The sequence below is a fragment of the Nonomuraea endophytica genome (genome assembly GCF_014203235.1).
GTDB classification, from domain to species: Bacteria; Actinomycetota; Actinomycetes; order Streptosporangiales; family Streptosporangiaceae; genus Nonomuraea; species Nonomuraea endophytica.
Window position 1 is genome coordinate 141,601 of the sequence record NZ_JACHIN010000014.1, and the last position, 24,651, is coordinate 166,251.

The window sequence follows — 24,651 nt, forward strand, 5'->3', positions numbered from 1 at the left end:
ATTAAGACCCTAATCGCGGACTTTGCTGAGGCCCATGGAAGGACGGTGGCACGTAGTTACCGCAACTGTTGGCCGCCCAGCCACAGTTGACGGTGTGGGCACGGCTGGGCAATGAATGGCAACATGCCCGTAGAAGCTGCACTCACTTTCGGCCAGTTGTTCAGCTGGCGCGATATCGAGCGGCACCCGCACGACTGGATCCACGAGGCGAACCTGCCGGCGATGTGGGACCTGCGCGGGCTGACGCTCGACCGGGTGACCGCCGCGCTGAGCGCCCTGGTCGAGCGGCACGAGGCGCTGCGCACCACCTACCACGTGCGGGACGGCGTGCCGTACCAGAGAGTGCATGAGACGGTGGCGCTGCCGATCGAGCTCGTCGAGCGTGACGGCGGCGACCAGCAGGAGGCTGAGCGCACCGCGGCCGAGCTGATCGGGCGGCCCTTCCCCATGGAGGCGGACCTCAACTGGCGTGGGCTGCTGGTCAGCGTGAAGGGCGAGCCGAAGTTCCTGGCGCTGTCGATCTCCCACCTGATCCTGGACGCCTGGTCGGTGCAGCACCTGCGGACGCAGTTCCGCGCGCTGGTCAAGGACCCGGGCGCGACCGCCGAGCTGGGCCCCGTCCCGCGCACGCTGGCGTCGAGCCAGCGCGGGCAGGAGTGGGCGGCCCGCCGGACGGGCGCCGAGCGCCACTGGCGCGGCGTGCTGGAGGACGGGCTCATGGACGAGCTGCCCACGCTGCCCTCGCGCGCCTACCGCAACCGCCTGGAGGCGACGCTCCACTCGCGGCGCATCGGCGGGCTGGCCCACGCGGCCGCCAAACGGCTCGGCGTCACCGCGCCCGCCGTGGTCATGGCGCTGGTCGCGGCGGGCGTCGCCCGGCAGACCGGCGCGGACCGGGTCACGATGAGCCTGATGGCCTCCAACCGGTTCTCCGCCGGCAACCAGCGCGCCGTCGGCACGCTCAACCAGCTCGTCCCGGTCGTCCTGCCCGTCGACCAGGGCGCCACCCTCGCCGAGCACGTACGCGGGCTGCACTGGGCCGCCACCAAGGCTTACCGGCACGGCAGCTACGACATCGACCGCATGTCCGAGGTGGCCGCCGAGTACGGCAGGCCCGAGCACGGCTGCTGGTTCAACCACCTGCTGCGCTGCTGGTTCAACTACCTGCAGATCGACGACAAGGTCGCCGACCCGGCCGACGACAGCCCCGCCGAGCTGGTCTGGACGCCGCTGGCCCAGCAGTACGGCCAGCCGTTCCGCGTCCGTGTGCAGGTGCAGCGCGGCAGGACCTCGCTGCTGATGCTCGCCGACCCGGACGTCGTCCCCGCCGACGGCATGCTCGACATCCTGCGCGGCGTGGGCCACGGGGTCCAGCTGGCGGCCACCGGGCCGGAGGCCGGGCTCAAGGAGCTGTGGAGCGGCAAAGAGCTTGATCCGTCCCTTTTCCCGCGCGAGGCCGACGGGCCGCCGCGCTAGCCACTTCCGGGAGTCATACCGTGGCACGGACCCTGTACCAGTGGTTCGCCGACAGCGTCGCCCGCCACGGTGACGCCGTGGCGCTGGAGGTGGCCGGCGACCGGCTCACCTACGCCGAGCTCGACGAGCTGGCCGGGCGCATCGCCGCCGGCATCGGCGGCGACGGCCCGCGGGTCGGGCTGCGCGCCGACAGAACGGTGCTCGCCTATGCCGGTTACCTGGCGATCCAGCGGCTCGGACGCACGGTCGTGCCGCTGAACCCGGCCGCGCCGCAGGCCCGCAACGACACCATCGCCCGCTCCGCCGGACTCGTGCTCGCCACGCCCGCGCCCGCCGACCGAACCGTGCCCGCGGGCGCCCAGGATCCGGACGGCCTCGCCTACATCCTGTTCACCTCGGGCTCCACCGGCGTGCCCAAGGGCGTGCCGCTGCGCCACACCAGCGTGGACGCCTACCTGTCGTACGTGATCCCGCGCTACGAGCTGGGCCCCGGCTGCCGCGTGTCGCAGACCTTCGACCTGACCTTCGACCTGTCGGTCTTCGACATGTTCGCCACCTGGGGCAGCGGGGCGACGCTGGTCGTGCCGCTCAAGTACGACCTGCTCAAGCCGGTGACGTTCGTGACCAGGCACGAGCTGACGCACTGGTTCTCGGTGCCGTCGGTGGTCTCGGTGGCGGCGCGGCTGCGCCGGCTCGGCACCGGCACGATGCCGTCGCTGCGCTGGAGCCTGTTCTGCGGGGAGCCGCTGACGCTTCAGCAGGCCGACGCGTGGCGGGCGGCCGCGCCGCACAGCGTCCTGGAGAACCTGTACGGGCCGACCGAGCTGACCATCAGCTGCACCCAGTACCGCCTGCCCGCCGAGCGGGCCGACTGGCCGGAGCCGGCCAACGGGACGGTGCCGATCGGCGTGCCGTACCCGCAGGTGGAGCACACGGTCATGGACGGCGAGCTGTGCCTGAAAGGCGTGCAGCGCTTCCCCGGCTACCTCGACCCGGCCGACGACGAAGGGCGCTTCTTCGGCGAGTGGTACCGCACGGGCGACCGGGTGGCCTGGGAGGACGGGCTGCTGGTGCACCACGGGCGGCTGGACCAGCAGGTCAAGATCGCCGGGCATCGCGTGGAGCTCGGCGAGATCGAGGCGGCGCTGCGCCTGCAGCCGGGCGTGAGCGAGGCCGTCGTACTGGCCCTGCCCGGCGCCGACGGCGAGCTGGTCCTGGAGGCCGCCTGCACGGGCGCGGGCGTCGACACCGCCACCCTGCTCAGGGGCGTCGCGCAGGTCCTGCCGCGCTACATGGTGCCGCGCGCGGTGACCGTCCTCGACGAGCTGCCGCTGAACGGCAACGGCAAGGTCGACCGGCGCGCCCTAGCCGATATGTACGGCCAGCGCCTCCCATAGCGAGCCGACCGTGGCGAACGTCTCCTCGTCCAGGATGTCGTCCGGCAGCGCGACCGCGTAGCCGTTCTCGATGTCGACGAGCAGCTGCACCACGCCCATCGAGTCGAGCCCGAGCCCGGCCAGCTCGTCGCGGGCCGAGAACGCGCCGGAATCGGCGTACGGCAGGTGCGGACGCAGGAGACGCTGAAAGTCAGCAGGTATTTCCAACATATGCCACCTCGCAATAAATCTGCCTACCACTAACCGTCCCCTATTCCTAAGGGGAACCGCTAGTGGCAGCTTCTCGCTATCCCCTAGCGGCCACCGCGCACCCATTGTGGTAACCCCAGAGAAACCCAATTCTGAAAGCGTGAAGACTGCGAAGCTGTGCTGGGGCCAGCGCTACATGTGGCTGCGATTCCACCAGCTACCCCCTGCTCACCGCCACGAGACGCACGTCGTGCTCAGGCTGGGCGTGCACGAGGGCATCACGCTGGCCAACTGCCGGGCCACGCTCACGTACCTGGCCCGCCGGCACGAGGCGCTGCGCACGACCTTCCACCTCGACGGCGACGGCGACCCCTACCAGAAGGTCGACCCCCCTGGACCGGTCCGGGCGATCGAGGTGACCACCGAACGGGACGGCACCCCGTCGCCCGCCGAGGTGGTCGAGGACCTGTCGAGCCGCCCGTTCGACCTTGAGTCCGAGTGGCCGATCCGGGCCTGCGTGATCACCACCGGCGGCGTGCCCAAGCAGATGGTCGTGGTGCTCAACCACCTGGCCGTCGACGTCTGGACGATCGGCGAGCTCAAGCGGGAGCTGCGGATGCAGCGCGCCGGCTTCGCCGGCCGCCGCCCGGCCGCGATCCAGCCGGTCCGGCACCAGCCGGCCGACCTGGCGCGCTACGAGGCCTCTGCGGAGGCGGCCGTGACCGCCGCCCGCGCGGTCGCGCACTGGGAGAACGAGATCGCCCAGCTCCCCTACGACCTGTTCGCCGCCCGGCGCACCCGCCCGGCCGGCCCGCCGGCCCGCCACGCGACGCTCATCTCCCCCGCGCTCCTGCCCGCCTCCCGCGAGCTGGCCGCCACGCACCGGGCGTGGCCGTCCCTCATCCACCTGACCGCCTACACCGCGACCATGGCCGCCTACACCGGCGGCGACACCGTCGGGCACCTGTCGTTCGTCGGCAACCGCGACGCCCACCCCTTCGGCGACGTGCTCACCTGCATGTTCTCGCCGACGCTCGTGCGGGTGGACTGCTCGGGCGACCCCACGTTCGGCGAACTGCTGGCGCGCGTCTCGGCCGCGTTCACGCTCGCCCGCGAGCACGCCTACCTGCCTTACGACGAGGTGGTCGAGCTGCTGTCCCGCGAGGGCTCACGCCGCGCCCATCCGGTACGGCTGGCCTCGGAGTTCAACTTCATCAAGCAGGCCTCCCGCGAGTACAAGGGCACGCGGACCGCGTTCACCTCGAACCCGGTGCCCGAGTCGTGGGCGCACACCGGCACCGACACCTACGTCCGGGTGGACGAGTGGAAGGACGCGGTGGCGGTCTCGCTGCACGCGGCCTCCTCGGTCATGGACGGCGACGCGGTGGAACGGTTCCTGCGCGGCTTCGAGGCCGTGCTGCTGGCCGCCCGCGACGACGGCCTCCGGCTCTCCGAAGCGGCCCGGCTCGCGGGCTTCACCCCGCCGGAAGGCGAAACGCCGGGGTGTGGAGGCGCGCGGCCGTACCTCGGAACCTCGGACGCCGACCCGGCGGCCGAGCAGGATCTCGCGGAGATCGTCCGGCAGGTGAACGGCCTGCGGAAGACGGATCTCACGCGCAGCTACACGCTCGCCGGCGGCCGCGCCCTGCGGATCCCGCGCGTGCTCGCAGAACTGGGCGCCCAGGGCTGGACCGGACTCGACGTCTGCCAGCTCGCCGGTCCCACGCCGCTCCGGGCGCTGGCCCGACGGCTCGTCCCCCTTTCCACGCAAGATCGGAACAGACTCGGAGTGGTCACATCATGAGCGTTTCCAAGCACCACGAGCTGGTGGCGTCCGAGCAGGAGCTCCGCGACGTCGTCAACCGCGAGCTGGCCGGCACCGGCACCGGCTCCGACCTGGTCATCATGGGTGGCCACTTCATGCTCTTCGAGAACGAGGAGGGCAAACTGGTCTCGGGCATCATCGAGGAGCAGGACTCCGAGGTGATGAAGCGCCGCATCGCCGGCCGCGTCGGCATCTTCCCCGCCTACACCTGGCGGATGTCGGTGGACCTGCTGCACGACCACCCCGAGGCCCGCCTGCTGCTGCTCATCAACGACTGGCAGTACGTCCCCCAGAACGGCCGGCCCGCCGGCGAGCTGCGCGCCGAGTACTACGAGGGCTTCAACCAGCTCCCCTCCTCCTACGAGAAGGAGCTGCGCAGCGTCGGCCTGTCCCCCGACAGCATGCTGCCCAGCAGGAAGCACCCGCTGGCCTTCCCCGAGACCTGGCTCAAGTACCGCTTCCAGAAGACCGCCGCCAAGCTCGTCAAGCAGGGCCGCCTGGAGAAGCGCTACCTGGAGTCCGGCGAGAGCAAGCCCGAGGTCTCCTTCCTCGACGACAACGGCAACTACCGCACGCTGATGAGCTGCGGCATCACCGGCTGCGCCGGCGAGATGACCGAGATGGTGGCCGAGGTCTACAACGCCGGCTACCGCACGCTGCTCGTCTACGCGCCCGGCGAGTGCCTGAACCCCGTCGAGACCGGCGTCGACATCGCCCTCAGCCTGTACGGCCTGCCCGGCATGACCGTCATCATCACCGACCCGGGCGGCAGCGGGGAGATGTCGGCCGACGAGATCTTCGGTGGACTCGTCACGGTGTGCACCATCAGGAGCTGATTCCGTGAACATCATCTACCTGGACAACTGCGCCACCACGCGCGTGGACGAGGAAGTCCTCGACGCGATGCTGCCCTACCTGCGCGAGGACTTCGGCAACCCGTCCTCACCGCACGTCCTCGGCAAGCGGGCCCGCCGCGCGGTCGACCTGGCCGCCGCGTCGGTGGGCGAACTGCTCGGCGCCGACCCGAGCACGATCGTCTTCACCTCGGGCGCGACGGAGAGCAACAACATCGCCCTGCTCGGCCTGTTCGAGCACGAGGACCGGGCGCCGGTCAACGCGGTCTTCTGCCCGACCGACCACAAGTCCTCGCTGTCGATCGGAAGCGCGCTGGCCGCCCGCGGCGTGGACACCAGGACGATGGCGGTGCGCGAGGACGGCCAGGCCGACCTGGCCGACCTGCGCGCCAAGCTCGACGCCCACACCCGGGTGGCCACCGCGGCCTGGGTCAACAGCGAGATCGGCACCATCCAGCCGATCGCCCAGATGGCCGCGCTCTGCCACGAGGCCGGCGCGCTGCTGCACGTGGACGGCGCCCAGGCGGCCGGCCGCATCCCGATCGACGTGAACGCGGAGGGCATCGACACCCTGTCGCTGTCCGCCCACAAGGTGCACGGCCCGAAGGGCGTCGGCGCGCTCTACGCGCGCCGGGAGGTGCGCCGCAGACTGCGCCCCGTCATGTACGGCGGCGGCCAGCACGAACTCCGCAGCGGCACGATCCCCACCCATTTGGTCGTCGGCCTGGGCGCGGCCTGCCGGCTGGCCCAGCGGCGCCTGAACGACAACTGGACGGCCATCACGCGCCTTCGTGAGGTGGCGCTGAAGGTGCTGACGGACAGGGTGCCGGGGTTCCGCTTCAACGGCGACCCGAACATCTCGGTGCCCCATGTCCTGAACGTGGTGTTGCCCGGGGTGCGGGGCGAGAGCCTGGTCGCCGGGTTGCACCGGGTGGCGTTGTCGACCGGGTCGGCGTGCAACTCCGACTCGCAGGAGCCGTCCTACGTGCTCACCGCGATCGGCGTCGCGGCCGACGACGCCAACAGCTCTGTGCGCATCTGCCTTTCTCCCCAGCTGTCCGAGGAGGACCTGGTGACGGGGTTGGAGCTCGTGTGCGAACGCGCCAGAGGCCTGGCCGAGGTGGTCACCGGCGCCTCCACCCACTACCGCTGACCCCTTGCAAGGGCAACCCCAACCCTGGGGCGACACACGCGGAGCTGCGGCCTTGGGAGTTGTGCCCCGATGGGGAAGCGCACGCGGAAGCGCGGCCTTGGGGTTACAACCCGAAAGGGACTGCCCGGAGGCACCCAAGCAGGTCAGCGGGTAGCCCGGATCCGGGGTTGTGAGGGTGTGAAAAGGCCCGACGGCCGGTTAGGGGCGTCGGGCCGGGAAGGGAGGTGGGGTCAGTGGCCGTTGGCGAGGAACTTGCGGGCGGCCTGGACGCCGGCCTGGAAGCGGCTGGTGGCGTCGAGGTCCCGCATGAGGGTGGCGATGTGCCGGCGGCAGCTGCGCACGGACATGCCGAGCTTGCGGGCCACCACCTCATCGGTGTACCCCTTGGCCATCAGGGCGGCGATGGACTGCTGGAGGTCGTCGGCGACGTCGGCGTACCCCGCCTCGATGCCTTCCAGCGGCGTGGCCGTCTCCCAGAGGTGGTTGAACAGGTCCAGGAAGAACTGGGCCACGCCCTGGTTGTGCACCCGCGCCACGTTCGCCTCGCCGTCGGCCACGCCGAAGAGCACGACGAGCGAACGGTCGAAGACGATCGCCGAGCGCGGGATGTGGCTGACGGTGTAGACCGTGGCCCCCGCCTCGGTCAGCCGCTTCATCTTCATCCGGGTGGCGAGGTCGGCGCGGTTGCGGTGCTGGCAGATGATGCGGACGGAGATGCCGCGCCCGAGCAGCGTCAGGTAGGTCTGGGCGAGCTCGTCCCCGTCGATCCCGCTGGACTGCAGCACCAGGACCTCGTCGCGGCAGGCGTCACCGGCCATCTTCAGGAAGCCGCGCACCTCCATGCTGCCCACCAGGTAGTCGATGGAGCCGCCGGGTGTGGCGCCGTCGCCGACGTAGTCCCCGCGGAAGACGTCGATCCGCTCCCTGATCTGGTCGATCAGCTCCCGCCGCTGGTAGATCTCCCGCTCCACGAAGGACACGAGAGAGGCGGCGGCCACCTCGGGGTCGACGGGCAGGAACCGCTGGCCGCGCCCGTCGCCGGGTCGCAGCAGGCGGCTGCCGACGAGCTGGTCCACCGCCTCCCGCATCTCATGGATGCCGATGCCCAGGTCGGCCGCGGCCACCTCGACGGCCTCGATCGCCCCCTTACGCGCGGCATACCGGTATACAGCCGAAACGTGGTCCCCCTCGACCGGCGCCCGTCCCGTGAAGAACGCACTCGTCGTCATGATCTACCTCCCCTGTTCTGCGAACTGCTCGGCCACCGAGATCACGTACTGGCCGTACGCGGACTTCTCCAGTGCGACGCCGAGCCGGTGGCAGGCCTCGGCGTCGATGTATCCCATGCGCAGGGCGATCTCCTCGAGACAGGCGATCCGGACCCCCTGGCGCTGTTCCAGAAGCTGCACGTACTGCCCGGCCTGGAGCAGGGACTCGGGTGTCCCGGCGTCCAGCCAGGCGAAGCCGCGGCCGAGGTCGACCAGCGTGGCCTTGCCGCGTCGCAGGTAGTCGCGGTTGACGTCGGTGATCTCCAGCTCGCCGCGCGCGGACGGGGCGAGGTTCTTGGCGATGTCGACCACGTCGTTGTCGTAGAGGTACAGGCCCACGACCGCGCGATTGGACTTGGGTACGGCCGGCTTCTCCTCCAGGGAGAGCAGGCGGCCGTCGGGGGCGGTCTCGGCGATGCCGTACCGCTGGGGGTCGCTGACCGGGTAGCCGAACAGCACGCAGCCGTCCACGTCCTTGCACTCCTGGCGCAGCACGCCCTGGAAGTCGTAGCCGTGGAAGACGTTGTCGCCCAGGATGAGGGCCACGCCGTCGTCGCCGATGTGCTCGGCGCCGAGGACGAACGCCTCGGCGATGCCGTTGGGCTCGGGCTGTTCGGTGTAGTCGAGGCGCAGGCCGAGCTGGGAGCCGTCGCCCAGGAGCCGGCGGATCTGCGGCAGGTCCTCCGGAGTGGTGATGACCAGGATGTCCCGGACGCCGGCCAGCATGAGCACCGACAGCGGGAAGTAGATGAGCGGCTTGTCGTTGACCGGGAGGAGTTGTTTGGAGACGGCCAGCGTCGTCGGCAGCAGCCTCGTGCCGCGCCCGCCGGCGAGGAGAATCCCCTTCATCGTGGTCCGCCTTTCGCTCGGTACCACTGGACGGTCGCGGCCAGCCCTTCGGCGAAGGGCACCTCGGGCCGGTAGCCCAGACCGCGGATCTTGGAGTCGTCGAGCGAGTAGCGCCGGTCGTGGCCGGGCCGGTCGGCGACGTGGTCGATCATGTCGGGGCCCGCGTCGCAGGCCCGCAGGAGCAGGTGGGTGAGCTCGTGGTTGGTGAGCTCGTGGTTGGTGAGCTCGGTGCCGCCGCCGATGTTGTAGACCTCGCCGGGCGCGCCGTTCTCGGCGACGAGGAGGATGCCTCTGCAGTGGTCGTCCACGTGGACCCAGTCGCGTACGTTGCGGCCGTCGCCGTACAGGGGGACCTTCTTGCCGGCCAGGAGGTTGGTGACGAAGAGCGGGATGAGCTTCTCGGGGTACTGGCGCGGGCCGTAGTTGTTGCCGCAGCGGGTGATGCGCACGTCCATGCCGTGGGTGCGGTGGTAGGCGAGGGCCATGAGGTCGGCGGCGGCCTTGGCGGCGGCGTAGGGCGAGTTGGGCTTCAGGGGGCAGGTCTCGTCCCAGGAGCCGGTGTCGATGGAGCCGTACACCTCATCCGTAGATATCTGGATAAATCGCCCCACTCCGGCGTCCAGTGCGGCCCGCAGCAACGCCTCGGTGCCCACGACGTTGGTGCGCACGAACTCCGCGGCGCCCGCGATCGAGCGGTCCACGTGGGTCTCGGCGGCGAAGTTCACCACCATGTCGTGGCCGGGGACCAGTTCGGCCAGCAGCCCCGTGTCGCACACGTCGCCCTTGACGAAGCGCACCCTCGGGTCCGCCGGCACGTTGGCCGGGTCACCGGCGTAGGTCAGCTTGTCCAGCACGGTGACCCGCCCGGCCTGGCGGCCGAGCAGGTGCCTGACGTACGCGGATCCGATGAAGCCGGCCGCGCCGGTGACGAGGGTGCGCATGGCGATCAGGTCCCCGCTCTCGTACGCCGGCTGAAGAGGATGAGCGCGGCGCCCAGCAGCAGCGCGGCCATCGCGGACAGCACCGCCAGTTCGGGGAGCACCGCGAGCAGGCCGGTGCCCGGCCGCGACAGCGCGAGCAGCGCGTCCATGCCCCACGCGTGCGGGAAGAAGTGGCCGATCGTGTTGAGCGTCTCGCCCGCCGCCTCGCGCGGCCACAGGCAGCCGCCCAGCATGCCGAGCACGACGCCGAGCGACGGGCCGATGGCCGGGGCCTGGTCGGGGTTGTTCAGCAGCGTGCCGACCAGGATCGCCGCCGCCGTCGCCACCAGCGCGAACACGCCCACCACCGCGGCCACGCCCAGCGGGTCGCCCCACCGCACGCCGAAGGCCAGCGAGCTGACCACCACGATGAGCACGGCCTGCGCGATCGCGACCGCGAAGCGGCTCAGCGCCTCGCCCATGAGCACGGCTCCGCGCCGCACCGGCGCGGTCAGCGCCCGCTGGAGCATGCCGAGGCGGCGGCTCTCGACCATGGCGGCGGCCACGGCCATGGAGTTGATGAAGGTGAACAGGAGCAGGTTGGCGGGGGCGGTGTAGGCGAAGCCGCGGGGTTCGCCGCCGGGCGACTCGGTGTCGACGACGGTGACGTGGCCGGTCTGCGACTGCGCCTGCCGTACCAGGTGGGCGGCTTGCTGGGGGGTGGAGCCGGCGTGCTCGGCGGCGGCTGTCGCGGCGAGGACGCCCGAGACGCGGCCGACGGCGACCTCGATCGCGGCGCGCGCGGCGACTCCGCTGCCGTTGTTCTCGGTCGCGACGAGGTCGAGGCGGGACGAACCGGGGGTGACCACCAGGCCGGCGGCCAGCGAGCCCTCGCGCACGCCCGACTCCAGCTCGGACTTGGCGGCCACGGGGGTGATCTCCAGGTCGGGGTGGCGGCGGAGCTCGGCCAGCACGGCGGCGGTGACCGTGTCGGTGGCAGTGTCGGAGGCAGTGTCGGTCGCAGTGTCGGAGGCAGTGTCGGTCGCAGTGTCGCCGCCGGGCGCGACGACGCCGACGGGCAGCCGCTCGCCGACGGTGCCGCCGCCCAGCGCCATGCCGACGAAGATGATCGAGACGAACGGCATGACCGCCATGAAGAACAGGCCGGTCCTGTCGCGGGTGTGGCGGCGCAGATTGGCCAGCACGAGCGCCAGCACGGGACGGGGCCTCATCCGAGCAGTCCCTTCTTGAGTCCCACGGCGGCCAGGCCGCCCGCGGTGAGCGCGATCGCGCACAGGACGCCGATCGGCAGCGCCACGCTGGCCAGTCCGTCGCCGGAGCCGGCCAATCCGATCAGCGCGTACGAGGTCCAGCCGTTGGGCGTGAACAGGGCCACGACCTGCAGGGCGTCGGGCAGGTTGGGGATCGGCACCAGGCTGCCGCCGAAGAAGGCGGCCACGAACGAGACCGCCATGATCACACCGTCGGCCTGCGCGTCGGTCTTGACCCGGCTGGCGACCAGCATGGTGATCGCGGCGGCGGCCAGCACGTGCGCGCACAGCACCGCGAAGACGGCCACCGGGTCGCCCCACGTGGTGCCGAAGATCAGTGTCGAGGAGGCCCAGGTCACGCAGACGCCGAAGAGCGCGAGCGCGAAGCCCACGATCGCCTTCCCCGCGACCGGCACCCAGGGGGCCAGCGGTCCGGCGCGCATCCGGTTGAGCGTGCCCAGCTTGCGCTCGGTGAGCAGGCTGCGGAAGGAGGCGCCCACCACGAAGAATGCGAACAGCGCCGCCATGCCGGCGCCGTAGTAGACGGAAAGGTCCACCTTGCCCCCGGCGAGCGGGTCGCTCACCACGGTCAGCGGTTCCGCCGGGCCCGCGGCGAACCGCTCCGTCAGCGCCCTGGACTCCACCATCACCGCGATCCGCTCCACCAGCGACCTGGCCACCACTCCGGCCAGCGGCGACTCGGGCGTGGTGAGCACGGAGACCTGTCCCGAGCCGCCGGCGCCGACCGTGCGGCTGAAGTCGCGGCCGAACACGATCGCCGCGCCGACGCCGCCGTCGTCCACGGCCCGCCGCGCCGCCTGCTCGCTCGGCAGGTCGCGCAGCGTGAGCACGCCCTTGAACTGCTCCGCCGCGGCGATCTCGCGCCGCACGTCGGCGGGCAGCGGACCGCGGTCGAGGTCCACGACGCCGACGGTCGCGCGCAGCGGTGGGTCGTCGCCGCCGAGCGCCAGCCCGAACAGCGTGGCCAGCGCCACCGGCACGATGACCGCGATGATCAGCGCGGTGCCGTCCCGCAGCCGCGTACGCAGCTCCAGGGCGCTCACTGTAAGCAGGGGTCGCATCATCCTCAGTCCCTGAGCGTGCTGCCGGTCAGGTGGAGGAAGGTCGCCTCCAGGTCGGGTTCGATGACCTCGGTGGCGGTGACGGTGGCGTAGCCCTCCACGGCGGTGATGAGCGCGGGAAGCAGGTATCGGCCACCCTCGGCCAGCAGGCGCACCGAGCTGTCGCCGGTCCTGGCCGCCTCCAGCACGCCCTCGACGGTACGGAGCTTCGCGAAGGCGGCGTCCACGTCGCCGTCGAGCACCAGCTCGATCTTGTCGGCGCTGCCGACCATGGCCACGAGCTCCTGCCGGGTGCCTTCGGCGACGATCTGGCCGTGGTCGATGATGGCCACCCGGTCGCAGACGCGCTCGACCTCCTCCATGTAGTGGGAGGTGTAGAGCAGCGCCATGCCCTCGGCGACCAGGTGCTCGACGCCGTCCAGGATGGCCTTGCGGCTCTGCGGGTCCACGCCGACGGTGGGCTCGTCGAGGATGAGGATCTCGGGGCGGTGCAGGAGGGCGGCGCCGATGTTGATGCGCCGCTTCATCCCGCCGGAGTAGGTGTCGAGCTTGCCGTCGGCGCGGTCGGTGAGGCCGACCAGCTCCAGCACCTCGGCGACGCGACCGGCCAGCTGCTTGCGCGGCAGGCCGAACAGGCGGCCGAAGAAGCGCAGGTTCTCCCGGCCGGTCAGCTCGGGGTAGAGGGCGATCTCCTGGGGCACGTAGCCGATCTTGGCTTTGGCGCGCAGCGGCTCGCGGCCGAGGTCCACGCCGCCGACCGTCACGCCGCCGGAGTCGGGACGCAGCAGGCCGACCAGCATGGAGATGGTCGTGGTCTTGCCCGCGCCGTTCGGGCCGAGCAGCCCGTACGCCTCGCCGGGCGCGATGGAGAAGCCGACGTCCCGTACGGCGACGACGTCGCCGTAGCGCTTGCTCAGGCCGTGGCAGGACAGGGTCGCGCTCACGGGTTCCACCCCTTAGCGTCCACGGGCTCGCCCTTGTCGGCGCGGTTGCCCCAGATGGTCTGCCGGTCGAGATCGCAGCCGAGCTGGTAGTCGAGCGGGCTGTTGCCGCTGATGCGGTTCCACAGGATGTGGTTGTCCAGGGCGTCGTCGCCGCCCCAGTCCTTGGAGGAGCCGACGGTGAAGGCGGCGCCCATGACCGACTCGCCGCTCGGATGGTTGCCGTGGATGCGGTTGTCCACCACGCTCACCCGGTGGGTGCCGATCAGCGCCAGACCCACGCCGGAGATCGGCGGCCCGGCCGCGCCGAGCCCGTCGGGCTGGATGCCGGCCGCCAGGTTGTTGCCGAACAGCTCGTTGCCGGCCACCAGGCAGTCGCTGACGCCGCCCTCGGGCTCGCCCTCGTAGACCTGGTTGAGCAGCATGATGCCGATCGCGTTCTCGTGGCAGGAGTTGCGCAGCACCCGGGTCCGCGAGGAGTTGTCGACGAAGATGCCGAACGCGTTGCGGAGCACCTCGTTGCCGGTGACCTCGCCGCCGGCGTCCGGGCAGAAGCTCAGCGCGATGCCGCCGTACTGGGTGCCGTAGGCGCGGCAGGCCACGACCTCGCACCCGCTCGACTCGCGCAGGTAGACGCCCCACACGGCGTTGTCGGCGGCCTCCACCTCACGGACCGAGACGCCTGTCACCGTGTGGGCGTAGACGCCGGCGCCGGTGAAGCCGCGCACGGTCAGGCCGGAGACCTTCAGGCGGGCGACGCCGTTGGCGCTGATGCCGCTCAGCACGCTCGCGTCGGCGTCGTGCAGCTTGGGGATGTCGGGCAGCACGTCGCCGCCCGGGACCAGGACCGTCCTGCCCATTCCGGCGCCGCGCAGCGTGACGTCGTCGTGCCTGATCCAGACGGTCTCCGCGTAGACGCCTTCCTCAAGGAGGATCTCGGCTCCGGGGCCCGACTCGTCGAGTGCGCGCTGGATGGACTCACCCGGCTTGACCACGTGCATCACTGGGTTCCCTTCCGACGGACGTAAACGATCGCGAGGGAGACGAACAGGCCGGAGCCGTGGCCCCAGCGGGCGGCGCCGGTGACGCGCCCCGCGTGCGGCGGGAGCCGTACGAGGGCGGCCTTCTCGCTGGCGCCGCTGACGGTGAAGACCGCGCGTCCGGGCAGGTCGAGACCGGTGGAGGCGATCAGCTCCGCGGCGGCCTCGTCGAGCAGGCGGCCGGCCCAGCCGGCCGGCCGCTCGCCGGTCTCCTGGAAGTCGTGCCAGCTGAAACCGGGCGGGCGGCCGCCCACGGCCTTGATGAAGCTCTCCTTGACCGAGAAGGTCGGCCCGCCGCCGCCCATGACGCGGTCGAACGTCTCGCCACCGCGCCGGGCGGCCGTGGCGAGCCGGTCGGCGGCGACGATGTCGACCCCCAGGAGGACGGCGGGCAGTTTCATGAGCCTGCCTCCGGAGTGAGCATCGCAGGGAGCGCCAGCGACCGAGGAGCGGAGCGCAGGAGGCAGGCGGGCAACACAGTCATGCCAGCGCCCCCGCACAGCGCCCGGCGAAGCCTTCCAGCGCCGCGGTGTACTCGTCGCCGCGCTCGATCATCGGGATGTGGCCGCTGTCCTCGACGACCACGATCTCGACCGGGTAGTCGGCCAGCACGTCCAGCCACGGGTCGACCGGCGTCATGCGGTCGTGGCGGCCCCAGATGTAGATCGACGGGCAGGCCACCCGGTCGAGGGCGGGCTTGACCTGGTAGGTGCGGGTGGCCTTGAGGCTGCGGGCCATGCTGACCATCGACTCCGGCTGACGCAGCATCTCGCCGACCTCGTCCTTGCGCTCGTCGGAGAAGGCGCGCGAGCGGTCGTGGAAGAGCGCGGCCAGCATACGGTCGCCGAACTCCTGGCCGAAGGGCTGCACGCTGCCGCGCCGGTCGAAGCTGAGGCCGACGTCCGGGTCCGGGGTCAGGCCGGGGGCGCCGCTGACCACGATGCCGCGTACCCGCTCGGGGTAGCGCCCGGCCAGGTCGATGGCGACCAGCCCGCCGAGCGAGTTGGCGCAGACGATCACCTCGCCCGCGCCCGCCTCGTCACAGGCGGCCAGGAAAGAGTCGCCGAGCCGCTCGATCGAGCCAGCCACCCGGCGGTCGAGCGCGCAGATGGCCTCGTGGGTACGGAGCACCGGCCAGCCCTGCTCTTCCAGGCGGCGGTAGGGGTGCTCCCAGATCCAGCCGCCGGCGAACAACGCGGACATGAAGACGACGGCCGGCCTGGACCCGCCGTCCAGCCGGTGCTCGGTCGTGAAGTCGGTCATCGGGGCTCCGTTCACAGTAGGGAGGCGTCGTCGGGGATCCATCCGCAGCCGCAGGCCGTACCGGTGCCGACCGGGACGACCGACTCGCAGCTCGGGCAGCGTGCGTACTCCCGCGACTTGGCGGGGACCCAGATGCTCGTGTGGACGCGGGTGCACAGCCCGCTCTTGAAGAAGCGGCGCATGGCCCGCTGGTGCGGCCTGGCGTGCACGGCGCGTACCGATTCCGGCCGGTCGAAGGCGCTCAGGGTGTACTTGCGGTTGCCGACGTCGACGGTGGTCACGCCGAGGAAGCCGCGCGAGGCGCGCAGCGACTTGACGATCTCCACGCTGAGCAGGTCCACGTCGGCCGCCTCGGCGGCGTCGCGGATCTCCAGCCAGGTCAGGGAGAAGGCGCCGGGCCGGTCGGTGCGCCCGCTCGCCGCCCGCGCGCTCACCCCGAACTCGCGCACGTCATCGGCCTCCGGCACGAAGCGGGCCGAGTAGCCGAGCGCCTCGGCCAGCGCCAGCCGGTCGAAGACGCGCCGCACCCGCCCGTCGGCCGTCACCAGGTCGGTGCCGGACACGCGGGCGGCGCCGCCGGTCGCGGGCATGCCGAGGTAGGCGGCGCGGTGGTCGGCGGTGAGCGTCCAGGAGACGGTCACGCCGTCCTCGTCGCCGGTCACCGTTTCGACCTCGAAGCGCAGGCCCTTGAAGCTCTCCATGAGACCGGCGACGTGCGCGGCCAGTTCGTCGCCGCTCAGCGGCCCGCCGGAGTCGGGGTCCTCGTAGTGGGTGACGGAGCCGGCCACCATGGCCGCGTCCTCGCGCCGCCACGCGTCCAGGTGCTCCTCGGCGATCTTCCTCGCGTCCATCAGTCGTCCTCCGGAAGCCGCGCGGCCGCGACCGCGACCGCCAGCGCGTGGCCGTCGGTGTGGCTGAGCGAGATGCGGATCCGCTCCCCCGACCTCGCCCGCGCGGTCAACTCCCCGCTCAGCTGTACGGCCGGCGGATGCCCGTCCAGGCAGGCCGCCGACTGCTCGCACACGGGCGTGGGCCGGGGCAGCACCTCGACCGAGCCCAGGAGCTCCGCGGTCGGCGGCAGGTCCAGCAGCCGCAGGACCGCGTACTTGCCCGCGAGCCGCCCGGCCCAGTGCTGCAGCGTCCGGCCGGCGCCCGACCTGACCCGCTCGGCCGGGGTGTAGACGGCGTCCAGCGCCATCGCCCCGACCAGGTCCTGCGGCCTGGTGAAGTCGGCGAATCGGACGAGCGCGCTGCCCCACCGGTTCACGCCGCCACCTCCCTGGCCAGCCGGCGCAGCGTGCTGGGCTCGGCCATGCTGAGGCAGCGGGCGCCGGAGCGGCGGGAGAGCCCGGCGAGCACCTTGCTGTCGCCGACCTCGACGCTCGGGCCGAGCGCGTCGACCACGGCCACGGTGCGCGTCCACAGGACCCGCCCGGTGAGCTGGCCGACCAGCGCCCGCCTGATGACGTCCAGGTCGGTGGTGGGTTCTGCGGTGATGTTGGGCACCACCGGCACGAGCGGCGTACGCATCTCGGCCACCTCGACCGCGGCGCTCCACTCGGGCACGGCCGGGTCCATGAGCGGCGAGTGGAAGGCGTTGCCCACCGACAGCTCCACGATCTTGCTGGCCGAGGTGGCCAGCTTGGCCAGGCGGTCGAGCGCGCCCATGGCGCCGGAGACCACGACGTGGCCCGGCGCGTTCTCCAGGCCGACGACGAGCGGCTCGTCCGGGCCCGCGGCCCACCCGACCATCTCCTCGACCTGCTCGACCTCAAGGCCCATGACCGCGTGCATGCCGCCGATGACGTTCACCCGCGACATCAGCCGGGCGCGCAGCTCCACGAGCCGGGCGGTCTCGGCCAGGTCCAGGACGCCGGCGGCGTAGAGCGCGCTCAATTCGCCGACGCTGTGCCCGGCGACCACGTGCGGCTGGAATCCCTCTTCCTCCAGTACGGCGTGCGTGGCCAGGTTGCAGGCGGTGACGGCGATCTGGGCGTGCTCGGTGGAGACCAGGCGGTCCAGCGGCCCGCGCGTGCAGATGGGTGAGATCGGCCGGGACAGCCGCTCGTCGAACTCGTCGAGCACTCTCCTGGCCACCGGGTTGCGCCGCAGCCACGCGCCCATGCCGACGCGGACCGTGCCCTGCCCGGGGAAGAGGTAGCCGACCATGATCTGCTCCTTAGAGGCGGCGGCGGGGCCGCCGCTCCGGCTCTGCGGGCTGCTCCGTGCCGAGGAAGCCCAGCAGGAGTTTGCTGACCGTTTCCGGGGCGTCGAGCGGGATGTAGTGGCCGGCGTCCTCGACGCGCTCGTAGCGCCACGGGCCCTTGACGAACTTGCCGGAGTTGGCCATGCCCTCCTCCAGCAGCGCCTTGTCCTCGGTGGACCAGATGCCGAGCGTCGGGGCGTAGATCGGCGGGAAGGGCCGCTGGTGACGTAGTTCGGCCTCGGGCGAGCGGTTGGCGCGGTACCAGTTCAGGCCCGCGGTCAGTGCGCCCGGCCTGGCCATGTCGCGCAGGTGCCGGTCGTAGTCGCCCTCGCGGCCCATGATCTCTTTCCACAGCCGCCAGCCGTTGCGCTTGAGCAGTTCCTCGGCGGCCGGCGACTGGTAGAAGAGCATGTACCAGGAGGCCGCGCGCTGCTCCAGCGTCGGGTAGGAGAAGACGCCCGGGTGCCCGACCGACAGCACCGCGAGGTGGTCGATGCGGCGCGGCATGAGGAAGGCGTACATCCAGGCGATCGCCGCGCCCCAGTCGTGGCCGACCACGTGCGGGCGCTTGATGCCGAGCTGGATCGTCATGGCGACGATGTCGTTGACGATCGTCTGCATCGTGTAGGCCTCGATCTCCTGCGGTTTGCTGGAGTCTCCGAAGCCCCGCAGGTCCGGCGCGATCACCCGGAAGCCGCCCTCGACGAGCGCGGGGATCTGGTGCCGCCACAGGTAGGAGGAGTCGGGGAAGCCGTGCAGCAGGATGACGGTCTCGCCCTCTCCCTCGTCCACGTAGGCGATGTCCACGTCGTTGACGTGGATGATCTTCTTCTCGGTCATGCCGACTCCCTGAACAACCGCTCGGCGAAGAACTCGCTGAAACCGAACTCGGGCACTTCCTCGGGGGCGACCATGTTGAGCAAGCCGGTCACCTGCGCGGCGAAGTTCTTCGCCATCAGCTTGCGGACCCTGCGCCGCCGCTCGACGGCGGCCGGGCCGAACTCCACGTGCAGCCGGCTGATGATCTGGGCGCCGAAGTCCAGGCGCGACAGCCGGAACTCGCGCTCCTTCACGTACGGCTCGAAGACCGGCGGCGACCAGTCGTCGGAGTCCAGGAGGATCTCGCACACGGTCCTGGAGTCGCGCATGGCGCACGACAGGCCGGTGCCGAGCACGGTGTCGGCGTTGCCCGCCTCGTCGCCGATCAGCACGACGCCCTCGGTCAGCGGCGGGCCCTCCGGCACGCTGGAGACCGACGGCCACACCGACAGCGGACCCGCCTGACGCGACTCCACGACGGCACGGCCACGGTCGGGCAGGCACTCCAGCTCGAAGGCCTTGAGGAAACGGTCCATGGCGCCGGGGCCGCGGTACTTGCGGCTGTCCTTGGTGCCGAAGTTGAGGTAGAGGCGGGCGCGGCCGTACCCCTGGGGGAAGACCATGAACATGACGTCGCCCTCGGTACCCATCGCCTGGACGTCGGCCGGCCAGTCGTCGAGGCCCTCGACCATCACCCCGCCGCCCCAGTGGTGCATGTGGTTGCTCATCGTGATGCCGACCTGGCGACCGACGGTGCAGCCGCGGCCGGTGGCGCCGAGCACGATCCTGGGCCGGATCTCCTCGCGGCGGCCCTCGGAGTTCGTGTAGGTGACGGACGGGCTGGGGCCGGCGGTCACCTCGATCTTGGCCGCGTCCATGATCAGGGTGGCGCCGCTGTCGGCGGCCTGGGCCGCCATGAGCTCGCAGACCTGGTGGTGCGGGAACGAGTACGGCCCGCCGATCCCCGGGATGAACCGGGTCATGTCCACGGCCTCGACCTCATGCGGGTCGACCGCCTCGTCCCAGGTCATCCACTCGCGGATCTCCCAGGCGCCGCCCGCCCCGAAGCAGTCGTAGACGCCCAGGCGCTGGGCCTCCCTGATGCCCCACGGGGCCAGCCACTCGCCGCGGACCAGGTCGTTGTAGCTCTCCTGCTTCTCCAGCAGCACGACGGAGAGCCCTCCGGCGGCCAGCTTGCACGCCGCCGACGCTCCCGCGATGCCACCGCCGACGATGACGACGTCGGTCATGACTCCCACCTCTCCCAAAACGTGCGTTCCTTGGCGCTGACGCGATCGGCCGGGCGGAAGTCGGTGCCCACCGTGTAGGCGACCGGGATCATGCACACCTGCGTGACGCCGGACGGGATGCCGAGCAGCTCGCCGACCGGCCCTTCATGTGCCACGTGCAGGCAGGTGATCGTGCTGCCGAGCCCTCTGCTGCGCAGCGCGAGCTGGAAGGACCAGATGGCGGGGAAGATCGACCCGTAGAAGATGCTGGCCCGCATGGAGCCGTGGGTGGAGCGGTGGCCGGGGTCGTCGTCCTCTTTGGTCGCCATCCGCCTGCGCCACGCCTCGTCGATGGCCGAGATGTCCGGCGGCCGCCCCAGCACGCAGGGGATGACCAGGACCGGTACCCGGGCGATCGCCTCGGCCAGCGCCTGCGCCGATTCGTAGTTCTTGCGCGCCTGCCGGTCAGTGCGCCGCCGGCCGGCGTTGGTCCACATGTCCATGCGGTGGAACTGCCACGACAGCGAGGTCAGCTCGGCGATGCGGGCCTTGACGCCGTCGTCGGTGACGACCATCCACCGCCAGTTCTGGTGGTTGTTGGCGCTGGGGGCCTGGATGGCGATCTCCAGCGCCTCCTCCACCACCTCGCGCGGCACCGGCCGGTCGAGGTCCAGGCGGCGGCGTACCGACCGGGTGGTGGTCAGCAGGCGGTCGGTCTCGGTCACGTCGAACGGCAGGCCGGCCAGGAGATCCACGGGGGCGGTCATATCGCCCCCAGGAGCACCGCGCCGCGCACCGATCCCGGCGACTCCGACAACACCAGCGCCTGCGCCACCGGCGCGGCGAGCTCCGGCTCGGCCACGAACCCGCCCGGCCCTTCCGGGGTGCCCGCGTGCGCCGGGGTGATCCCGTCGCGGATCGCCAGGGCGCCGAGCGCCAGGTTGAGCGCGCCCGATGCCGCCTGGCAGTCGCCCGCCAGCCCGACGCTCGTGGTCAGCGCCGCGTGCGGCAGCGCCGTACGGACCGCCGCCGCCTCACCGGCGCCGCCGGTGCCCAGCACCAGCGCGGGTTCGGTGCCGCGCAGCCGTTCCAGGCCGCTGGTGAGCGCGGGCTCGGCGCCGTGCAGCCGCTCCAGGCCGCGGGCGAGCGCGGGCCGCGCCTGCTCCGGGCCGTCCGTGGGCTCGCCTGGTAGGTGGCTGGTGCCGAGGATCTTGGCGTACGGCATGCCGTCCCGCCCGGCGCAGTGGTCGGCGGACTCGACCACGAAGGCCACCGCCCCCGACCCCTTGACCGGCTCGCCGGGCGGCTGGGCCGTACCGTAGACGGCTTCGTCGGCGGCGACCACGAGCACGACCTCCGCCTTGCCCGCCCTGATCATCTCGACCGCGCAGTCCAGCGCGAGCGAGGCGGAGGCGGCGCCGTTGCAGATCGTGGTGGTCGGCCCGCGCAGCCCGAGCGTCTGGCAGACCGCGCCGCCGGTGGCGTTGAGCACCACGTTGGAGAAGCTCAGCACGGCGGGCTTGTTGGGGTTGAGCGCGATGCTCTCGTCGAAGCCGCCGGTGCTCTCGGCCGATCCGGCGCCGGTCGCGAAGACCAGGCCGACGTCGTCGAGCTCCTTCCTGGGCAGTTTGAGTCCCGAGTCCTCCCAGGCCAGCCGGGAGGCGGCGATGGCCATGCGGGAGAGCTGGTTCATGTGCCGCCACAGCGAGCGCGGCGCGAACGTGCGGCCTTCAAGCGAGGGCGCCTCGCCGGTGGCCTCGCGGCCGGCCAGGATGGCGGCGCTGAGCTCGGCGATGCCGGTGGCGGCGCCGATGGCCGGGCCGAGGCCGGTGATGACGGCCTCGCGGTGCGGGAACTCCTCGTACTCGCGTGGCGGCTGGGGGGTGGTCAGCACCAGCGAGACGTTGTTGCCGCCGAAGGCGTAGTTGTTGGAGACGACGGTGTCGATGGGCATCGGCCTGGCCGTGTTGGGCACGAAGTCCAGGTCGCGCGGCTCGGCGTCGTCGTCGAAGCCGATCGTGGGCGGCGCGACGCCGTGGCGCAGCGCCAGCACGCTGGCCACCGCCTCGACGGCGCCGGCGGCGCCGAGCGTGTGGCCGACGTACGACTTGATGCTGCTGGTCGGGACCTGTCCGGCGCGCTCGCCGAACACGACCCGCATGACCTTGGCCTCCATGGCGTCGTTGGCGGGGGTGCCGGTGCCGTGGCCGCTGACGTAACCCACGTCATCGGTGGTGAGGCCGGCGTCGGCCAGGGCCCGCCGGACGGCGCTGGCACCGCCCCGGCCGGTGGGGTCGGGGGCGGTCGCGTGGTAGGCGTCGGCCGACAGCCCGTAGCCGGCGACCTCGGCCAGCGGCGTGGCGCCCCTGGCCAGGGCCAGGTCCAGCGGCTCCAGCAGGAGGAAGGCGGCGCCTTCGCCCAGGTTGAGGCCGTCGGAGTGGCTGTAGGGGCGGCAGGGTCCCGTGCTGAGTGCCTGGAGGCCGGCGAAGCCCGCGTAGGTGCCGAAGAGCAGCGGGTCGACGCCGCCGGCGAGCACGATGTCGGCCTCGCCGGTGAGGATCTTGTCCTTGGCGAGGCCGACGGCGTTGCCGCCGGCCGCGCACGCCGTGGAGACGAGGATGCGGGGGCCGCCCAGACCGAGGCGCTCGGCGACCACGTCCTGGGTGCGGTGCATGGGCTGGTAGAGCCCGGCCGCGTCGGGGGTGGCCTGGCACTTGCCGAGGATGATCCCGAACCGGTCCTGGTCGAACCCGCTCAGACCCGCCTGCTCGACCGCCTGCCTGGCCGCGATGAGCGCCAGCTGGGCGGTGCGGTCCAGGTCGGCGTCGGAGCCGGTGAGCTGACTGGTGATCCACGCGTCCGGGACCTGGCCGGCGTACCTGGCCTCGAACACCGCGTAAGCCTCGTCCTCGACCGGGGCGAGACCGCCCTGGCCGGCGAGGAGTCGCTGCCAGAACTCGGCCGGGTCGCGCCCGGCGGCGCAGATGATCCCCAGACCGGTGACGACGATGGGCCGCAGCGCCATTGCCTTCTCCTTCAGATGATCGGGATGCTCCAGCTCTTGGGCACGATGTACGGGCTGGTGAGCGTGGTGACCTCGGACCCGGCGACGGTGAACTCCAGGCCGGCGGCGGCCAGGTCGGCGTCCACCCGGATCAGGCCGAGCGTGGTGCCGAGGCCGACGCTGTGCACGGCGTGCACGACCTCGCCGACGTCCTCGCCGCCCGCGTACACGCGGGTGCCGGCGGTCGGGACGCCCTCGCCGCCGGTGAAGCCGACGGTGCGGCGGCCGGTGCCGGCCTCGAACGCCTCAAGCACGGCATCCTTGCCGACGAACGCGTCCTTGGTGACGTCGACCAGCCAGTTGGCGCCGATCTCGATCACGTTCGCGCCGCCGGTGACCTCGTGGCGCGGGATCGGCTGGCGTACCTCCAGCATGGCCAGCTCCAGCGCGTCCTGGCCGGCGGCCTGGGCGTGCTCCAGCGACTGCGTCCACAACTCGCCGACGGCGGACTTGGGCACGAGCATCTGGTAGCCGTACTCGCCGGTGAAGCCGGTGCGGGCGAAGATGATCTCGGAGTCGTTCCAGGTGGTGTCGACGACCGACTCGAACGGCAGCGCCGCCAGCTCGCCGTCGATCAGGCGGCCCACGACGCCCCAGGCGTACGGGCCCTCCAGGCCGAGGACGGTCAGGTCGTCGCGCTCGGTGATCTCGACGCCCTCGTCGTTGTGGGTGCGCAGGTGCTCCAGCAGCCGCGCGCCCGCGCCCGCCGAGCTCTCCAGCAGGATGCCGTCCTCCCGGCCGAAGGCCAGGACCTGGTCGACGACCTGCCCCGACTCGTCCAGGACCAGGCTCATCATGCAGCGCTCGGAGGTGAGGTACTCCACGTCGCGGGCGAGCACCCGCTGCGCGAAGTCGATCGCCTCGGCCCCGGTGACCTCGATCAGCAGGTGGGCGCTCAGGTCGAGGATCGCGGCGCGCTCCCTGAGCACCTTGTATTCGGCCGACAGCGCGTCGGGCGCGGCGGAGAAGCGCCGCGGCAGGGAGGCGTCGCCCACGTCGCCGTAGACGGTGTCCTCCGGATGAAGGTTCGCGAGGACGCTAGCCATTCTTCACACCTTTCGGGTCAGCGATCGTGAGGTTTCCTTCGGCGGCGATCTGGCCGTCGACCCGGGCCGAGACCTTGTACTCGGCGAAGCCCCTGCCGCCCGCGGTCCGTTCGGCGCTCAGCACGAGCTGGTCGCCGGGCACCACGGGGCGGCGGAAGCGCATCGACCTGACTCCGGCCAGGTAGCTGATCTCGCTCGCGCCGGCCAGTGCGAACACCACGCCGGCGAGCTGGGCCAGCGACTCGATGATCACGATGCCGGGCAGGACGGCCTCGTTCGGGAAGTGGCCCTGGAACCACAGCTCGGTGCCGGCCACGTTCTTGGTGGCGCTGCCCTTGACGCCCGGCTCGACCCGGGTGACCCGGTCGAGCAGGAGCATGGGCCAGCGGTGCGGGAGCACGGCCCGGATCTGGTCGTGGCCGAGGCCGGTCAGGACCGGCGGCGCCGTCGTCGCGGTCATGACGCCCGCAGTGCGGGGTTGACCTCGTCGGCCAGCCGGGAGACCGACCCGAAGACGGCCATCTCGCTGTCGTAGAGCGCAACGCCGAACTCGGCCTCGATGGCCACGTAGAGCTCGAGCACATCCAGGCTGTCGAGCTCCAGGCCGCGGCCGAACAGCGGCTGGTCGTCGGTGATCCAGTCGGGCTCGATCTCCAGGTCGAGCCGGGAGACGATCATCTTCTTGATCTGGGTGCAGGTCTGCTGGCGCTCGGCGGCCTTCGCGCGAAGCTCGTCGATGGTCATCTGTCCTCCTAGTAG

General features: G+C 71.7%; 25 protein-coding genes. 5 read left to right on the forward strand and 20 right to left on the reverse strand.

Features of this window, described 5'->3' with window-relative positions; all coding sequences use genetic code 11:
• Positions 1–123: 123 nt before the first annotated feature.
• Together HNR40_RS40550 and HNR40_RS40555 are read left to right on the forward strand one after the other, a co-directional pair.
• Positions 124–1,476, forward strand: coding sequence for a condensation domain-containing protein (locus tag HNR40_RS40550; protein ID WP_184971186.1), 1,353 nt, complete (start codon positions 124–126; stop codon positions 1,474–1,476).
• A gap of 20 nt (positions 1,477–1,496) precedes the next feature.
• Entirely contained in the window at positions 1,497–2,873 is a 1,377-nt protein-coding gene (locus tag HNR40_RS40555) for an AMP-binding protein (protein ID WP_184971188.1), read from the forward strand.
• Here HNR40_RS40555 and HNR40_RS40560 read toward each other — a convergent pair.
• Positions 2,841–3,083 carry a phosphopantetheine-binding protein gene (locus HNR40_RS40560; RefSeq protein WP_184971190.1) on the reverse strand — a complete coding sequence of 81 codons (243 nt, stop codon included), beginning with the start codon at positions 3,081–3,083 and terminating at the stop codon, positions 2,841–2,843. The two genes, HNR40_RS40555 and HNR40_RS40560, sit on opposite strands and share 33 nt — an antisense overlap.
• A 139-nt stretch (positions 3,084–3,222) precedes the next feature.
• Here HNR40_RS40560 and HNR40_RS40565 point away from each other — a divergent pair, with 139 nt between their 5' ends.
• Genes HNR40_RS40565 through HNR40_RS40575 form a run of 3 tightly spaced genes read left to right on the forward strand, consistent with a single transcriptional unit; the run spans position 3,223 to position 6,894 of the window.
• A complete protein-coding gene (locus HNR40_RS40565) occupies positions 3,223–4,866 on the forward strand; it encodes a condensation domain-containing protein (RefSeq protein ID WP_184971191.1) in 1,644 nt (547 codons plus the stop codon).
• The gene (locus tag HNR40_RS40570; RefSeq protein WP_184971193.1) at positions 4,863–5,723 is read left to right on the forward strand and encodes an LPD16 domain-containing protein; all 861 of its coding nucleotides are present in this window, start codon (positions 4,863–4,865) and stop codon (positions 5,721–5,723) included. The genes HNR40_RS40565 and HNR40_RS40570 overlap by 4 nt, the downstream gene beginning before the upstream one ends.
• A gap of 4 nt (positions 5,724–5,727) precedes the next feature.
• The gene (locus HNR40_RS40575; RefSeq protein WP_184971195.1) at positions 5,728–6,894 is read left to right on the forward strand and encodes a cysteine desulfurase family protein; all 1,167 of its coding nucleotides are present in this window, start codon (positions 5,728–5,730) and stop codon (positions 6,892–6,894) included.
• A 230-nt stretch (positions 6,895–7,124) separates the two neighbouring features.
• On the opposite strand, the gene HNR40_RS40580 is transcribed toward HNR40_RS40575, so the two are convergent.
• The 19 genes from HNR40_RS40580 to HNR40_RS40670 all read right to left on the reverse strand — a co-directional run bounded on the left by HNR40_RS40580 (position 7,125) and on the right by HNR40_RS40670 (position 24,636).
• Complete coding sequence (locus HNR40_RS40580; protein WP_184971197.1) at positions 7,125–8,123, reverse strand: hypothetical protein; 999 nt, start codon at positions 8,121–8,123, stop codon at positions 7,125–7,127.
• Between the two features lie 3 nt (positions 8,124–8,126).
• A complete protein-coding gene (gene rfbA, locus HNR40_RS40585) occupies positions 8,127–9,011 on the reverse strand; it encodes a glucose-1-phosphate thymidylyltransferase RfbA (RefSeq protein WP_184971200.1) in 885 nt (294 codons plus the stop codon).
• The gene (gene rfbB / locus HNR40_RS40590) at positions 9,008–9,952 is read right to left on the reverse strand and encodes a dTDP-glucose 4,6-dehydratase (RefSeq protein WP_184971202.1); all 945 of its coding nucleotides are present in this window, start codon (positions 9,950–9,952) and stop codon (positions 9,008–9,010) included. The genes rfbA and rfbB overlap by 4 nt, the downstream gene beginning before the upstream one ends.
• A 5-nt stretch (positions 9,953–9,957) precedes the next feature.
• Positions 9,958–11,163, reverse strand: a complete 1,206-nt coding sequence (locus tag HNR40_RS40595; RefSeq protein ID WP_184971204.1) for an ABC transporter permease — start codon at positions 11,161–11,163, stop codon at positions 9,958–9,960.
• Entirely contained in the window at positions 11,160–12,287 is a 1,128-nt protein-coding gene (locus HNR40_RS40600; protein WP_246510081.1) for an ABC transporter permease, read from the reverse strand. The genes HNR40_RS40595 and HNR40_RS40600 overlap by 4 nt, the downstream gene beginning before the upstream one ends.
• 2 nt (positions 12,288–12,289) lie before the next feature.
• Positions 12,290–13,228, reverse strand: a complete 939-nt coding sequence (locus tag HNR40_RS40605) for an ABC transporter ATP-binding protein (protein ID WP_184971206.1) — start codon at positions 13,226–13,228, stop codon at positions 12,290–12,292.
• Entirely contained in the window at positions 13,225–14,226 is a 1,002-nt protein-coding gene (locus tag HNR40_RS40610; protein WP_184971207.1) for a right-handed parallel beta-helix repeat-containing protein, read from the reverse strand. The genes HNR40_RS40605 and HNR40_RS40610 overlap by 4 nt, the downstream gene beginning before the upstream one ends.
• Positions 14,226–14,666: a holo-ACP synthase gene (locus HNR40_RS40615; protein WP_184971209.1), complete on the reverse strand. Its 441-nt coding sequence runs from the start codon at positions 14,664–14,666 to the stop codon at positions 14,226–14,228. The genes HNR40_RS40610 and HNR40_RS40615 overlap by 1 nt, the downstream gene beginning before the upstream one ends.
• Positions 14,667–14,745: 79 nt before the next feature.
• Positions 14,746–15,528, reverse strand: a complete 783-nt coding sequence (locus HNR40_RS40620; RefSeq protein ID WP_184971211.1) for an alpha/beta fold hydrolase — start codon at positions 15,526–15,528, stop codon at positions 14,746–14,748.
• An 11-nt stretch (positions 15,529–15,539) separates the two neighbouring features.
• Positions 15,540–16,379, reverse strand: a complete 840-nt coding sequence (locus HNR40_RS40625) for an ester cyclase (RefSeq protein ID WP_184971213.1) — start codon at positions 16,377–16,379, stop codon at positions 15,540–15,542.
• The gene (locus HNR40_RS40630) at positions 16,379–16,795 is read right to left on the reverse strand and encodes a holo-ACP synthase (RefSeq protein ID WP_184971215.1); all 417 of its coding nucleotides are present in this window, start codon (positions 16,793–16,795) and stop codon (positions 16,379–16,381) included. Before HNR40_RS40630 ends, HNR40_RS40625 begins: the two co-directional genes overlap by 1 nt.
• A complete protein-coding gene (locus HNR40_RS40635) occupies positions 16,792–17,697 on the reverse strand; it encodes an ACP S-malonyltransferase (RefSeq protein WP_184971217.1) in 906 nt (301 codons plus the stop codon). Before HNR40_RS40635 ends, HNR40_RS40630 begins: the two co-directional genes overlap by 4 nt.
• Before the next feature lie 10 nt (positions 17,698–17,707).
• Complete coding sequence (locus HNR40_RS40640) at positions 17,708–18,574, reverse strand: alpha/beta fold hydrolase (RefSeq protein ID WP_184971220.1); 867 nt, start codon at positions 18,572–18,574, stop codon at positions 17,708–17,710.
• Positions 18,571–19,803, reverse strand: a complete 1,233-nt coding sequence (locus tag HNR40_RS40645; RefSeq protein WP_184971222.1) for an NAD(P)/FAD-dependent oxidoreductase — start codon at positions 19,801–19,803, stop codon at positions 18,571–18,573. Before HNR40_RS40645 ends, HNR40_RS40640 begins: the two co-directional genes overlap by 4 nt.
• On the reverse strand, positions 19,800–20,537 hold the full coding sequence (locus tag HNR40_RS40650; RefSeq protein WP_312896694.1) for a nitroreductase family protein: 738 nt from the start codon (positions 20,535–20,537) through the stop codon (positions 19,800–19,802). The genes HNR40_RS40645 and HNR40_RS40650 overlap by 4 nt, the downstream gene beginning before the upstream one ends.
• An 8-nt stretch (positions 20,538–20,545) precedes the next feature.
• On the reverse strand, positions 20,546–22,807 hold the full coding sequence (locus HNR40_RS40655; RefSeq protein WP_184971226.1) for a beta-ketoacyl-[acyl-carrier-protein] synthase family protein: 2,262 nt from the start codon (positions 22,805–22,807) through the stop codon (positions 20,546–20,548).
• Between the two features lie 11 nt (positions 22,808–22,818).
• Entirely contained in the window at positions 22,819–23,892 is a 1,074-nt protein-coding gene (locus HNR40_RS40660; protein ID WP_184971228.1) for an aminomethyl transferase family protein, read from the reverse strand.
• Positions 23,885–24,352, reverse strand: coding sequence for a 3-hydroxyacyl-ACP dehydratase FabZ (fabZ, locus tag HNR40_RS40665; protein ID WP_184971230.1), 468 nt, complete (start codon positions 24,350–24,352; stop codon positions 23,885–23,887). Before fabZ ends, HNR40_RS40660 begins: the two co-directional genes overlap by 8 nt.
• Entirely contained in the window at positions 24,349–24,636 is a 288-nt protein-coding gene (locus HNR40_RS40670; protein WP_157251764.1) for an acyl carrier protein, read from the reverse strand. Before HNR40_RS40670 ends, fabZ begins: the two co-directional genes overlap by 4 nt.
• Between the last annotated feature and the right edge of the window lie 15 nt (positions 24,637–24,651).

What these genes read in the sequence shown, in the direction of transcription:
- HNR40_RS40550 (WP_184971186.1), top strand. Translation starts at nt 124, where the DNA reads ATGCCCGTAGAAGCTGCACTCACTTTCGGCCAGTTGTTCAGCTGGCGC.
- HNR40_RS40560 (WP_184971190.1), bottom strand. Translation starts at nt 3,083, where the DNA reads ATGTTGGAAATACCTGCTGACTTTCAGCGTCTCCTGCGTCCGCACCTG.
- HNR40_RS40570 (WP_184971193.1), top strand. Translation starts at nt 4,863, where the DNA reads ATGAGCGTTTCCAAGCACCACGAGCTGGTGGCGTCCGAGCAGGAGCTC.
- HNR40_RS40580 (WP_184971197.1), bottom strand. Translation starts at nt 8,123, where the DNA reads ATGACGACGAGTGCGTTCTTCACGGGACGGGCGCCGGTCGAGGGGGAC.
- rfbA (WP_184971200.1), bottom strand. Translation starts at nt 9,011, where the DNA reads ATGAAGGGGATTCTCCTCGCCGGCGGGCGCGGCACGAGGCTGCTGCCG.
- rfbB (WP_184971202.1), bottom strand. Translation starts at nt 9,952, where the DNA reads ATGCGCACCCTCGTCACCGGCGCGGCCGGCTTCATCGGATCCGCGTAC.
- HNR40_RS40595 (WP_184971204.1), bottom strand. Translation starts at nt 11,163, where the DNA reads ATGAGGCCCCGTCCCGTGCTGGCGCTCGTGCTGGCCAATCTGCGCCGC.
- HNR40_RS40600 (WP_246510081.1), bottom strand. Translation starts at nt 12,287, where the DNA reads ATGATGCGACCCCTGCTTACAGTGAGCGCCCTGGAGCTGCGTACGCGG.
- HNR40_RS40610 (WP_184971207.1), bottom strand. Translation starts at nt 14,226, where the DNA reads ATGCACGTGGTCAAGCCGGGTGAGTCCATCCAGCGCGCACTCGACGAG.
- HNR40_RS40615 (WP_184971209.1), bottom strand. Translation starts at nt 14,666, where the DNA reads ATGAAACTGCCCGCCGTCCTCCTGGGGGTCGACATCGTCGCCGCCGAC.
- HNR40_RS40620 (WP_184971211.1), bottom strand. Translation starts at nt 15,528, where the DNA reads ATGACCGACTTCACGACCGAGCACCGGCTGGACGGCGGGTCCAGGCCG.
- HNR40_RS40625 (WP_184971213.1), bottom strand. Translation starts at nt 16,379, where the DNA reads ATGGACGCGAGGAAGATCGCCGAGGAGCACCTGGACGCGTGGCGGCGC.
- HNR40_RS40635 (WP_184971217.1), bottom strand. Translation starts at nt 17,697, where the DNA reads ATGGTCGGCTACCTCTTCCCCGGGCAGGGCACGGTCCGCGTCGGCATG.
- HNR40_RS40640 (WP_184971220.1), bottom strand. Translation starts at nt 18,574, where the DNA reads ATGACCGAGAAGAAGATCATCCACGTCAACGACGTGGACATCGCCTAC.
- HNR40_RS40645 (WP_184971222.1), bottom strand. Translation starts at nt 19,803, where the DNA reads ATGACCGACGTCGTCATCGTCGGCGGTGGCATCGCGGGAGCGTCGGCG.
- HNR40_RS40655 (WP_184971226.1), bottom strand. Translation starts at nt 22,807, where the DNA reads ATGGCGCTGCGGCCCATCGTCGTCACCGGTCTGGGGATCATCTGCGCC.
- HNR40_RS40660 (WP_184971228.1), bottom strand. Translation starts at nt 23,892, where the DNA reads ATGGCTAGCGTCCTCGCGAACCTTCATCCGGAGGACACCGTCTACGGC.
- fabZ (WP_184971230.1), bottom strand. Translation starts at nt 24,352, where the DNA reads ATGACCGCGACGACGGCGCCGCCGGTCCTGACCGGCCTCGGCCACGAC.
- HNR40_RS40670 (WP_157251764.1), bottom strand. Translation starts at nt 24,636, where the DNA reads ATGACCATCGACGAGCTTCGCGCGAAGGCCGCCGAGCGCCAGCAGACC.